Here is an 11,705-nt window from a genome sequence, read left to right on the forward strand (position 1 = left end):
TTAACGGGCAGGCTTTTTCTTTAACCATTCGTTTTCTTTTAGTTATTCTGTTCAATCATTGCCGGATCAGTCACCGGGTTTGCATCCTCTTCCAATGTAGTCCCGGCAAACAACCAGAATAACAATAATACGGCAGCTATGATAGCCCCTATTATCAACATGATATTATTCCTCTTCCTGTAATCCATATTCTATCTGTTTTTGTTCCATTTACAGAAGAACACAAAAAAGAGGGGTTTTGTTTCAAATTCAATGCTTCGCGTGTGCAATTGCCTCGTTCAATACTTTATTCTTGGCTATAGTAGCCTGGAATTCTTTCAGATAGAAAGGCTCAAAATAAGCAACATCTTCAAATTTACCGTTTTCAAAAGCCTTTTCAGCCAATGACACCATGTTTACAGCCATAGGATGAATATCATCAAGAAATGAAGCATTGGAAGAAGATATTACTTTCTTACACTTACCGGCGCCATTCCCAAAGAAGCATATTTTGCTTTTTTCCAAATAAGCCGCATAAGTATCTTCCGTTACAACATCCGCAGCCGTTTCACGAACCAAGTGTAACGAATGGTCATATATAGCATCATAAACCTCCATTCTGCGGGCATCCAGCATAGAACAATACAAACAATCTGCAGCATTATTATTCTGTTTTATTGCAGTTGCAGCCAGAATATCCAATGTGTGGACACCTATTAATGGAATATCGTATCCAAAACATAGCCCTTTTGCTACGGAAACGCCTATGCGTAATCCGGTATATGAACCGGGGCCGCTACTGACAGCAACAGCATCCAGTTTCAAACCCTTCTGTTTAGCTATACCAACCGCTTCTTCCACATACACACCCAAAAGGACCGCATGAGACGGACCTTCAAAAGAATACTTCTCAAAAAGCACTTCTCCATTCAACGATAAAGCGACGGAACATACCGAAGTAGCCGTTTCAATATTTAAAATACAAGGCATATCAGTTCTTAATTTATTGAATGCAAATGTACAACACATTCAGATTATTTAAGTACATTTGCATTCAAATTTTCCGAACAATGATACAATCTATGACCGGATTCGGTAAGGTTACAGCCGAACTCCCTTCTAAAAAAGTAACCATAGAGATAAAAGCTCTCAACAGTAAACAACTAGACTTATCCACCCGTATTCCTTCCATCTATAAAGAAAAAGAAATGGAAATACGCAGTTTATTATTGCAAACACTGGAACGCGGAAAAGTAGAATTTAATATATTCATCGAATACATAGGCAAAGATACTCCTACCCAGATCAATCTGGCTGCCGTAGAAAATTATTATAGCCAAATCAAAGATATAGCCGGCAAGCTGAATATATCTGTACCTTCCGATTGGTTTCAAACATTATTACGTATGCCGGATGTCATCAAATCGGAAACAGTGGAAGCCGATGAAACCGAATGGGAAGTTGTGTTTGATACCGTTAAAAAGGCTGTTAAGCAATTATGCGATTTCCGCATCCAGGAAGGTGCTATGTTGCAAAAACTCTTCGAACAGAAAATCAATAACATTGCACAATTACTTTCCGAAGTAGAAACATATGAAAAAGAACGCGTCGAAAAAATCAAGGCACGCATCATGGACAACCTCGAAAAGATAGCGGGTCAGGACTATGACAAGAATCGTTTCGAACAAGAAATGATTTACTACATAGAAAAGCTGGATATTAACGAAGAAAAAAACCGTTTGGACAACCACCTTAAATACTTTATCAGTACGATAAAAGACGGACACGGACAAGGTAAAAAATTAGGTTTTATCGCCCAGGAAATAGGACGCGAAGTAAATACGCTCGGTTCGAAAAGCAACCACGCGGAAATGCAAAAGATCGTTGTCCAGATGAAAGACGAACTGGAACAAATCAAAGAACAGGTACTAAACGTATTATAATTATAATAAGATCACGATATGGCTGGCAAACTTATCATATTTTCCGCCCCCTCGGGCTCTGGTAAATCAACCATTATCAACTATCTGTTGCAACAAGGGTTAAACCTGCACTTCTCTATCTCGGCTACAAGCCGGTCACCACGCGGTGAAGAGAAGCACGGAAAAGAATATTATTTCCTTACCCCCGACGAATTCCGCAGCCGTATAGCCGCAGGCGATTTTCTGGAATACGAAGAAGTGTATAAGGATAAATACTATGGGACATTGAAAAGCGAAGTAGAACGCATCTTAAACAACGGAGACAATGTTATTTTTGACGTAGACGTTGTAGGCGGTTGCAACATAAAAAAATACTACGGTAAACAGGCCTTATCCGTTTTCATCCAACCTCCAAGTATTGAAGAATTACGAAACCGGTTAGAAGGACGTGGCACCGATACACCCGAAGTAATAGAAAGCCGCATTGCCAAAGCAGAATTCGAACTGGGATTTGCTCCTAAATTCGATACGGTTATCATAAACGACGACTTAACAAAAGCACAAGCCGAAGCGTTGAAAATAATTAAAGAGTTCCTCGAAAAAGCATGAACAACGGAAAGTCAATCGGTATTTACTCCGGTTCATTCAATCCGATCCACATAGGCCACCTGGCATTAGCCAATTGGTTATGTGAATATGGCGGATTAGATGAACTCTGGTTTATGGTAACCCCACAGAACCCGCTTAAAAAACGTGATGAACTGATGGAAGACTCATTGCGTTTCCGTATGGTGGAAGCCGCCATCGACGGTTATCCCAAATTCAGAGTCAGCAACTTTGAATTTTCCCTGCCCAAACCTTCTTACACCATCAACACGCTGAAAGCGTTAGAAAAAGCCTATACCGGATACCGGTTCCATTTAATCATTGGAGCCGATAACTGGAAAAACATTACCCATTGGAAAGATCATCAACTCATACTTGAACAATTTCCCGTTATAATATATCCCCGGAAAGGATACAAAGTACGTATACCGGAGCAATATGCCAATGTCCGTACGGTCAACGCCCCTCTGATGGAAATATCCTCTTCCTTTATCCGTCAGGCGTGGAAAGAAGGCAAAGACATACGCTTTTTCCTCCCTCCCGCGACTTTGGATATTTACCTTAACGCTTGTTCAAACCTCTGATAAGAAACCTGCTCGGTTTGAACTTAATGCTCTTCCGGGCACGTATCAGACACGGTTTACCGGTTTTCGGATTCCTTCCCGGGCGTTCTACCTGATCCCAAATAGAAAACACACCAAATCCTTGAAACACAATTTCACCATCTTCTTTCGATAGTTCCTCAGTCGCCACCTGTAAAAAAGTAGTAATAAAATCCTTTATTACAACTTTAGGCATATCCATCTCTTGCGAAAGCACTTCAATAAAATCTGTCTTATTCATATTTTCAATTGTTCATTAAAGTTTATCTGCGGTTTGTTAATAAGATGTGATTGTCCAGGTTATAGCAGAACCGGATACCGGAACAGCCAGTTTCCATAGCGGACTATCCGTATATGTCTGAGCCGAAGCCGATGGTACTTTCAATGTACGGCTTGTAATCGTTGCCGCGCCTCCGAACGTATCTGCCGTATTGGTAGCAGATAATGCCGGAGGAACCGTAGCCCGGCAAGTCACTTCCGACAAATTGCGACAGTTGTAAAAGGCTCTCGATTCTATGCCTGTCAACGTAGAGGGCAAGTCGACTGCTTCGGCACCTATATCCTCAAAGGCACTCCTTCCAACCGTAGTCATGCCCTGTGGCAATACCAACACATAACCCGACACCGGAGATGCCAGACTTTCCTTAAAAGCCTCCGCTCCCACTGCTTTCAGCAATTTTGCCCCTTGCATTTTCAGCTCGGTAAGCAACGCACATTTCATAAACGCCCGGTCGCCCAATGCTGCCAGCGTAGACGGCAATGTAAGCACTCCTTTCAGATTCTTATTGTTATAAAACGCTTCGGCGCCCAGCGTTTTCAGAGCAGACGGCAATATCAGTTGGCCTGATAAGTTATAGCACTCCCTGAAAGCCCCGTCTCCTATTTCCACCAGGTTTACAGGCAACTTAAGCTCTGTCAGCGTATTGCAACCTTCAAAAGCGCCTGCCGATATCGTATTTAAAGCCGAAGCTCCCGACAAATCGGCAACAGTAAACGAACCTCCTGTAAAGGCATGGGCAAAGGCCTTCTCTCCTATTACTGTCAGTTTTTCAGATAATGGAATCTCCTGTAATTCGGAACACCCTTCAAAAGCCGAAGCCCCTATCTCCTGCAATTCCGGTTTACTGCCGGCAAACACTATTTTCTCTATCCGGCTGCCGGCAAAAGCACGCGATCCGATTCTTTGTACCGTTTCGGGCAGAATGATACTGCGCAGAGTGGTCTGTCCGGCAAACACGCCATCGGGCAATCCGGTAAGCATTCCTACTTCCGACAGATCCGCTTCTTCCACCGCCAGGGTAGCATTACGGAGTGTGTTAAAATCATCCCCGTTCAATCCTGTTTCAGACTTCACACAGATCTTTTTATACGATCCGGAATGGCTGAAATCAACAAACGAAGCCAGCGTTCCGGGTTTTTCCATCTCCATATACACCTGACTGTTGCCGCTCTGATTAATACGAACCCCGGCAATCTCTCCGGTTTCAAACAACAGGTTTATCACCGCACTACGCTTGGAAGCCGAGTGGGAATTATCATCCACCTTAAAATGCAGTTTTCCTCCATTGGCATAAATATCGCTGATCCATCCGGAAGGTTCGCCCCTGTCATACGTTACGGTAGCCCTGAAGGCACCCAGGTTTACAGGATTGGTTTCTACCACTGTAGCTACCTCCAAGAGATTATATAATTTAGGTATACGTTCCACGTCACTCACAGCGGCAACGGCTTGCGTTACGGTAAACATCGCATCCTGGCCGGATGCCGGCTCTGTTTCACCCCCTTGCAAACGCAAAGTTACTACCGCCGTACGCGGTTGCGCTTTTGTATTGGGAGCCACCGTAAACTGCAACGTACCCGGCAACTGCACCCCTTCCGAACCGGTAAGCCATCCGGCATCTTCCGGCAACAACACTTCAAAAGGCCCGCTGGCCGTTACAGGCAGATCAAATGTTTCGCCTTCGGCCTTCGCCTCATAAGCGGTAAAGCCCGGCCGCAATATATCCTCCAGTCCTTTCTGCGTAAGGGTAAACGTATCGGTTAGCAAGACACCGGTCGATTCATCACCTATCACCAGCCGCGCATTGCGGGGCGTACTTGCCGTATTGGCATCCAGCGTCAGTAAAACTGATTCTTCCACAGGCATGGCTCTTGTATCTGTCGGCAGATGCAGCCAGTCTACCGCATCAATCAGATGCAGCCCGCTTGCAGAGGTATTTTTCATCAACTTCAGTTCATATCCGATATCTTCGGCTCCCACCTCATCGCTTTCCAATACGAAGTAAAGAGCTCCCCTGCCCCCTTGCGTTAGAGTAAAAGTTGTATTTAGCGCACCTTTCGAAATGGTAATCCTGCCCGTGCGTGCCTCATATCCCGGGTTCTCACTATAGTTCAGCATCAAGGTCTTTTCGGCCACGGCTTTTGTTCCGGCAGGTTGCAGCCAGTCTGCATCGGTTTTAAATTCATACCCGCTGATATTTGTTTGGAACACCATATCATACGTTCCCGACGTCCAGGCCACCGTTGTAGAGGCAGTAAGCAATCCCAGCACATCCTTTTGCGCCTGCGATACAGTAATGGTGCTCGTCTTGTGCCCTACCTGCAGCGTTACGGTAGCACTGCGTTGGCCGTCCGTTGTATTAGCTCCTGCCGACAAGGTAATGGTATGCGTACCGCTGCCTCCCGAAGCCGGCGAAACCGTCAACCAGCCTTGCGAAGAAACGGCCTTCCAACTACCGTTGGAGATTACCTTCACCGTTGTACTTCCTCCGTCTACGGCAAATGCAACCGTCTCCTTCCCTTTCTCTATCCTGACTGCTTCGGGCAGTTCGTCCTGGCATGATATAAGTGTTATTGCTGCCAATAACAGAAAGCATCCGGTTAGCAACCGGAATAAGCTTTTCTTTTCATTGTTCTGTTTCATATAACTATTTGATTATTATCATCAGTATTATTATCTATTATTACTTTTTTCTTAACAGATTAACTATTATTACTTTTCTCTTGACAGAAAAGTAACCAAAAAGTCAAGGCTGCACCGGCAGGGCTACTTCGGCAAAAGACTTCGCTGAACCAGCGGAACTCGCTTTGCTCAAACAGCCGCTGGTTTTAACGCTGCGTCTTTTACCTGCGTTTAACGCCCGGCCGCTGATGCCGCTAACAAGAAAGCTAAGCTAAGCGCAGCTTTCTTTTGGGATGGCCGATACGGTCTGCGCTTGTGCTTATGCCTGCTTTTTGCGCTTGACGAGCTTGTTTTCAATATGTCTTTTTTCGGTTACCTCTCTCCGGTTACCTTTTTTCAGCTATCTCTCTTCGATATGGCTTCGACCCGGTTTCAATTACCTTTCTTCGATATGGCTTTAGCCTAAGCTCTATTGCCGTCTGCTTCAGCTGACGGACTAAAGGAATATCTATCTTTAGTGGCTTTAGCCAAATTTCTTTCCGGTAATTTACTTTTAACAATCCTTCTCAATTGGGCTAAAGCCCTGGAAAGAGGATGGCTCTACTATCCATCGGTTGAAACCGATGGCAATTGAAACCGGGCTAAAGCCATCTTTAATCAATACCTGACGGAAGCATTAAAACCAATAGGATAACCTTTTAAGCTATCAACAACAGTAACTTTCAAAGCTATCGATATCGGCCATCCTTAGAGGGAGCGTTGCTCCCTTGTTTCCGGCCTCTGTCGGTGAGCGTAGCGCAGTGCCTTGAATGAGCGCCCGAAGCGTCCGCTGTTTGAGCGAAGCGAGTTCGGACGGTTCAGTGAATGAAAGGCACGAAGCAGCAAGCCGACAGTAGCCTTGACCTTTTGGTTACTTTTGGGTCAAGCCAAAAGTGACTAGAACCTATACCCTACCGAGACATTCATCCCCTGCAACGTAAAGCTGTTCAAGGTATACGAACCCTGCCTCTTATACGGCTTGCCCTTTGTATACGAATACACATCGGTAGCATCCGAGCGATACCCTACTTGCAGTCCCGCTTCAACAAAAAGACCTTTCCACAGCGGTTGCAGCCATCCGGCAGAGATACCTCCTCCAAAGAACGTACCCGTGCAGTTGTCTGCTATCTCTTCTTTGATGCGTACATCAAAAGTACCATATTGTCCATACAGTCCGGCATACAGCCCTTTAAAGCGTCCGCCGTTCCACAGCCAGAAGCGCGGTTCTACGGTAAAGGCTGTCATTTTAAACAGATTGCTCTTATCTCCCTTTTTATAGGGCATGGCATAGGCAAATGACAGTTGCGCCGAGAAACGGTCAAGGAAATACACTTCCACCGCCCCGTTCGGTACGGGCGTATACATCGAGCCATCAGGTAACAGGCCGGCAAACAGCAATCCGTTCGTCTTGACGCCTATACCTATCCCTCCCAGCAAGAAGTCCGCATGTTTTACCACCTTCGGGGCCTGAGCCGGGGCAGGCTGTTTGCGAGTCTCCGCCACAACTTGTGCAGAAGTTGAAGGGGTAGCCTTAGGAGCCGGTGCTTTATCAACATCCCCGGCAGCCGTTTCGCGCTTCTGTGCAACAGGACGGCTGCAACATACCTCCACAATCACGCGGTTGTCCAGGTCTGTCTTTGCATCCACCTGAATATCAAAAGAGAAATCACAACCACCGGTCGTACCACCGCCAGTAAGGTAGTCTTGCAAAGCCACAGCTTGTTCCAGCGCCAGGGCTTTGGCATCCGGGTCATACCGGTCTACCACATTCTGTAGGGCTGTCAGTGTAACAGTCGCCACCTGTCCCTTGCAATCTTCCAGTTTGTATTTCAGCTCGTCCAGGTTATCCGCCGTCCGGCTGTTTGCCATGTCTATGCGGGCCGTCCCGGTTATAAAATGGATTGTGTAGCTCTGTCCCTGTGCTGCCAGAGTCAGCAGGCAGCAAGCAGCAGCCAACACCAAAAATCGCGTACATCGTTTCTTCATATCCGTATCGTTTAATCATTTGTCAAATAAAGCCATCTCCCAACCGGGCGGTTTATCGTCCGGTCAGGCTTTTAGCCAACGCCCGCGCCCGTCTTAACGATGAAGGGTCCGAGGCATCTATGCCATACTCTTCCTTGCGAGGCAAGCGCAGGCGTATGCCCAATGGCAATACGTCCGGGTCTTTCAGCACCCGGCTGTTGTAATCAAATATACACACCCAAAACACCCGGTCGCCATAATAACGTGCAGCCAGATTCTGCAATGTCATGCCTTTGCTGGTCAGCACATATTCGGGCACACGCCCTGCCGTGTGCAGCAGTTCCGTTGCCGGTTCTTTCCGTACGGGTTCTTTCTTTGCCCGGGGCTTCGGCGCAGGCGGTACCCGCTTTATAATTTCCGGCACCTCTTCCGGTTCAGGCTCCTCCTCCGGTTCAAGTTCAAGTTCCGGCTCCGGGACGGCTTCAGCCGTTTCGGGCGCCGTAAGCACATTTGTTGCGGCAGGCACAGCTACCGGCTGCACCATTACCGGTTGTTGCCGGTTATATAGCAGCAGCCACAAGCCGGCTCCAAACAACAACATATTCACCCCCAACAGCACACACACCAACAATATCAGGCTGCGCTGTTGCTTCCGCACCTTGTACATTTCCCTGTCTATCAGCACAGGCAAAGTGGTACGGAAAGCATCTATATATTTATCTTCCTCCGCCAATGGTTTATTAATTTGTCAGCTGTTTCACCCATTCCATATTTTTCCTCGCCTTGGCCGGACGTACCGGCATCGCCTTGCGGAACCAGTTTACCGCCTCTTCGTTATTGTCTTCCAGAAGGCATAATACGCCCAGGTTGATCCACGAACGCGAATCGTCCTGCACACGGTCGAGGAAGAAACGCGCCGCTTCCACATCGCCGTTTTCAATAGCAGCCGCTCCGGCATTGAGTTGTGCCAGTGCACAATCCGGGAAACGGTAAGCGGCCACCTCATATACTTCGCGGTATTGCTCCGTGCCGGGGCGATACACTCCGGCCAGCGAGGCCAGTTCGTCGCACCCCAACGTTTCGGGGCGTTCGTTAAAGGCCGTTACCAGCGACAACACATCCGCAGTAGAGGCAGCCAGGCCGTCAGCGCCAGGCATCAGGACTGCGCTATCATATTCCACCGCCAATTGCATACGCCGCAGGCCGGCAAACAAGCTCTTCTCCATATCCTTCCATACCTTGCCGCCACCCAGGGCTTTCAAGGCTTTCCGGCGGGCATCCGGGTCGGACGTGCGTGCCAACACCGATGCCACTTGCGAGGCATAGGGTTTGCCGGCTTCCTGAGCCAAACGTTTCAATCCGTCCCAATCTTCGGAACACTGATCCACTACGATCTTCTGTTCCGGTATCCCGGCCTCTTGCGAAAGATAACGGCGGAAACGGACAGCCCTTCCCAAAGCCAATTCTTCATTCTTTGCCGTATTACCGTCGGGTGCTGCATATCCGGTGATACGCACATGCTGCAACCCTTCGCCTTTTGCAGCAAGGCCTTGCAGTTCGCGATGCAGCCTGTCCAGCTCAACACGGTTGCCGCCATAAGAGGGCAACAGTTCGGTACTGCCCGGTTTAAACGCAAGTGAGGCCTCCAAACGGCATGTTTCGCGTCGCTCCGACTGTTTGGGACGCAGCTCCGGCAAATCCGTACTTTGTGCAAAATACTCGATCATCTGCCTGTACACCGAAGCCGCATCCACCTGCAACAGCCCGATCACCTCGGTTCGTACCAAAGGGCTCGATTTGCCTGTCTTTTCTTCCCGTACCACTCCATCTTCAACCGAAAAACTCCGCGGTGCAGAGCATCCGCCTGCCAGCAAAAGGCAAGCCAATGCCAGAACTTCCTGTTTGTTCATATTCCTTTATCTTTTAATGCATAATTATTTACAATGGATAAATCGACAAATAGATTAAAGATCCCTGACACAACGCACACGAAGCGCAATAGTCTTGCCGTAGCCGTTGTACGTGCCGCCAAGGCCAAAGTGCACATACCAAGCGATACTCGCATTGTACTCCGTAGACGACCAGTAAAGGTAGGCATCGAACGACGAAACAGATCCTTTGCCTATCAGTTGCGGGTATAGCACCCAAATCATCTGTAATTCCCGTTGTGTAGGCAAGCGCCATTGTCCGGCTGTTCCTCCTTCTCCCGAGTAGGCTTTGCAGGCATTCCAAGCATCCGTCCAGTTTTTGGTAGTTCCCAGATCATTTCGCATCACCTGATAGCGGGTGGACATCTTTGCATTCCATGTACCGTTCTCTCTGGAGACAGCTGAGCCGACCGTAAGAAGGGTACTATTAGAAGGAGCGCATGCATGCATGGCTTCGCGCCGGCTGTTTGCTTCCGAAAGGGTCAGAGTGCATCCCAAAGGGCTCAATGCAGTCAGGTCTATCACCGGATAGCCGCCAACTACCGTAACTGTTTGCGCCTTCGCTTCCGTCAGTCCCAGCCAGCCAATCAGGCAAGCCAGTGTTACTATTTTTAATTTTATTCCTGTTTTCATATAATTGACAAATAGATTAAAGATCCCTGACGCAACGCACAAGACGCGCAATAACCTTGTTGCTGATGTTGTTCGTGAAGCCAGAGCCAAAGTTCACATACCAAGCGTAATCCGCACTGATCTCCGTGGACGACCAGCAATCGACGGCAGCGAACGGTGCATAATCCGCAAACTTCCCGCTGTCAGATATCCCTTGCTTCATAGCCCATATAGCCATCAGCTGCGCTTGGGTTGGCAGATACCATCCCGTCACTCCGTTTACATTCAGGCTGTTGCAATAGTCGTAAGCGTATCCGGATCCTTTCTCTATGTTGGCTGATGTATAGGTGTGGTCCCAGTATTTCCGGCTTTCTGTTTGGTATTGGGTGGTTTCATCGTCCGACCATTTTATTGAACTCCCTTGTGTTGATGTTGGAGCCAGCAGCAACATCTTCGTGTAGCTCCCGGTTATAGTATATGCAGCACTTGTGCCTGTCGTGTAGCCGCTTGCCCCTCCAAACAGGCCGATGCATAATCCAACGGCTTCACTTTCCGTTTTACTCAGCCTGACCCTCCCATCGTTTGCTGCCAGATATTCTTGTGCAGCCAGCGTTCCGCTTACCGCGGATGTTATCGTGTAGTTGGTATGGCGGCGGAGTGAGAAATCGCTTAAAACGGTGCTCTTGCCTAAATAGATATCGTAGGTAAACGACATATTACTCATGATATATTCCTCGCCAATGGCAGGGACATTACCGAGTAGTTGCGTTGCCGATGTAATCCTGATGTAGCTTGCATTGGCCGGTGCTTTGCTGCTGTTTCTGTCTGCCGCCGAAGAGATACTACTTCCCGCCGGGCGGATGTTTTCTCCTACATACCAGACATTGCTGTTGGCATTGCTTCCGGCTGTCGTTGCAACAAAGGAGGAGGTTTGCGTTGTTCCTGTCCCATCGTAATTGTCGCTGCCCTGTGTGGCAAAACGACGGGAGCCGGCATTATACAAGGTAATAGAACTGCGAGTCGGGCCTCCCGTTATGCTGAAAGTATTGCTTAGGGTTACTTTCGCCAGCGTGCGGTAGAGTTGTACGGTCATTATTGGATCCGACAAGTTCACCGTTGCCGTTCCGGCGTAGGGTACGTCTGCATCCGA

General features: G+C 47.9%; 12 protein-coding genes. 3 read left to right on the forward strand and 9 right to left on the reverse strand.

What is annotated here, in order from left to right; all coding sequences use genetic code 11:
- Positions 1 to 38 precede the first annotated feature (38 nt).
- Positions 39 to 188: a hypothetical protein gene (locus C4S38_RS15890; protein ID WP_200817929.1), complete on the reverse strand. Its 150-nt coding sequence runs from the start codon at positions 186 to 188 to the stop codon at positions 39 to 41.
- Positions 189 to 249: 61 nt separating this feature from the next.
- Positions 250 to 969, reverse strand: a complete 720-nt coding sequence (gene tsaB / locus C4S38_RS01805) for a tRNA (adenosine(37)-N6)-threonylcarbamoyltransferase complex dimerization subunit type 1 TsaB (RefSeq protein ID WP_103982322.1) — start codon at positions 967 to 969, stop codon at positions 250 to 252.
- Between the two features lie 80 nt (positions 970 to 1,049).
- Here tsaB and C4S38_RS01810 point away from each other — a divergent pair, with 80 nt between their 5' ends.
- The 3 genes from C4S38_RS01810 to nadD are packed head-to-tail and all read left to right on the forward strand — an operon-like array spanning position 1,050 to position 3,091.
- Positions 1,050 to 1,922, forward strand: coding sequence for a YicC/YloC family endoribonuclease (locus C4S38_RS01810; RefSeq protein ID WP_200817930.1), 873 nt, complete (start codon positions 1,050 to 1,052; stop codon positions 1,920 to 1,922).
- 18 nt (positions 1,923 to 1,940) lie between these two features.
- Positions 1,941 to 2,510, forward strand: coding sequence for a guanylate kinase (gene gmk, locus C4S38_RS01815; protein WP_103982295.1), 570 nt, complete (start codon positions 1,941 to 1,943; stop codon positions 2,508 to 2,510).
- Positions 2,507 to 3,091, forward strand: coding sequence for a nicotinate (nicotinamide) nucleotide adenylyltransferase (gene nadD, locus C4S38_RS01820; RefSeq protein WP_103982296.1), 585 nt, complete (start codon positions 2,507 to 2,509; stop codon positions 3,089 to 3,091). Before gmk ends, nadD begins: the two co-directional genes overlap by 4 nt.
- On the opposite strand, the gene C4S38_RS01825 is transcribed toward nadD, so the two are convergent.
- The 7 genes from C4S38_RS01825 to C4S38_RS01855 all read right to left on the reverse strand — a co-directional run bounded on the left by C4S38_RS01825 (position 3,069) and on the right by C4S38_RS01855 (position 11,663).
- Positions 3,069 to 3,350, reverse strand: coding sequence for an HU family DNA-binding protein (locus C4S38_RS01825; protein WP_103982297.1), 282 nt, complete (start codon positions 3,348 to 3,350; stop codon positions 3,069 to 3,071). The two genes, nadD and C4S38_RS01825, sit on opposite strands and share 23 nt — an antisense overlap.
- A gap of 36 nt (positions 3,351 to 3,386) precedes the next feature.
- Positions 3,387 to 6,032 carry a leucine-rich repeat protein gene (locus C4S38_RS01830; RefSeq protein ID WP_103982298.1) on the reverse strand — a complete coding sequence of 882 codons (2,646 nt, stop codon included), beginning with the start codon at positions 6,030 to 6,032 and terminating at the stop codon, positions 3,387 to 3,389.
- A gap of 915 nt (positions 6,033 to 6,947) precedes the next feature.
- On the reverse strand, positions 6,948 to 8,036 hold the full coding sequence (locus tag C4S38_RS01835; protein WP_103982299.1) for a DUF3575 domain-containing protein: 1,089 nt from the start codon (positions 8,034 to 8,036) through the stop codon (positions 6,948 to 6,950).
- A 52-nt stretch (positions 8,037 to 8,088) separates the two neighbouring features.
- Positions 8,089 to 8,748 carry a LysM peptidoglycan-binding domain-containing protein gene (locus C4S38_RS01840; protein ID WP_103982300.1) on the reverse strand — a complete coding sequence of 220 codons (660 nt, stop codon included), beginning with the start codon at positions 8,746 to 8,748 and terminating at the stop codon, positions 8,089 to 8,091.
- Positions 8,749 to 8,755: 7 nt separating this feature from the next.
- Positions 8,756 to 9,664 carry an OmpA family protein gene (locus tag C4S38_RS01845; RefSeq protein ID WP_160034622.1) on the reverse strand — a complete coding sequence of 303 codons (909 nt, stop codon included), beginning with the start codon at positions 9,662 to 9,664 and terminating at the stop codon, positions 8,756 to 8,758.
- 315 nt (positions 9,665 to 9,979) lie between these two features.
- The gene (locus C4S38_RS01850; protein WP_103982302.1) at positions 9,980 to 10,576 is read right to left on the reverse strand and encodes an Lcl C-terminal domain-containing protein; all 597 of its coding nucleotides are present in this window, start codon (positions 10,574 to 10,576) and stop codon (positions 9,980 to 9,982) included.
- A gap of 16 nt (positions 10,577 to 10,592) precedes the next feature.
- Positions 10,593 to 11,663: an Lcl domain-containing protein gene (locus C4S38_RS01855; RefSeq protein WP_234999268.1), complete on the reverse strand. Its 1,071-nt coding sequence runs from the start codon at positions 11,661 to 11,663 to the stop codon at positions 10,593 to 10,595.
- Between the last annotated feature and the right edge of the window lie 42 nt (positions 11,664 to 11,705).

It is taken from the genome of Parabacteroides chinchillae, assembly GCF_900108035.1.
Classification (GTDB): Bacteria; Bacteroidota; Bacteroidia; order Bacteroidales; family Tannerellaceae; genus Parabacteroides; species Parabacteroides chinchillae.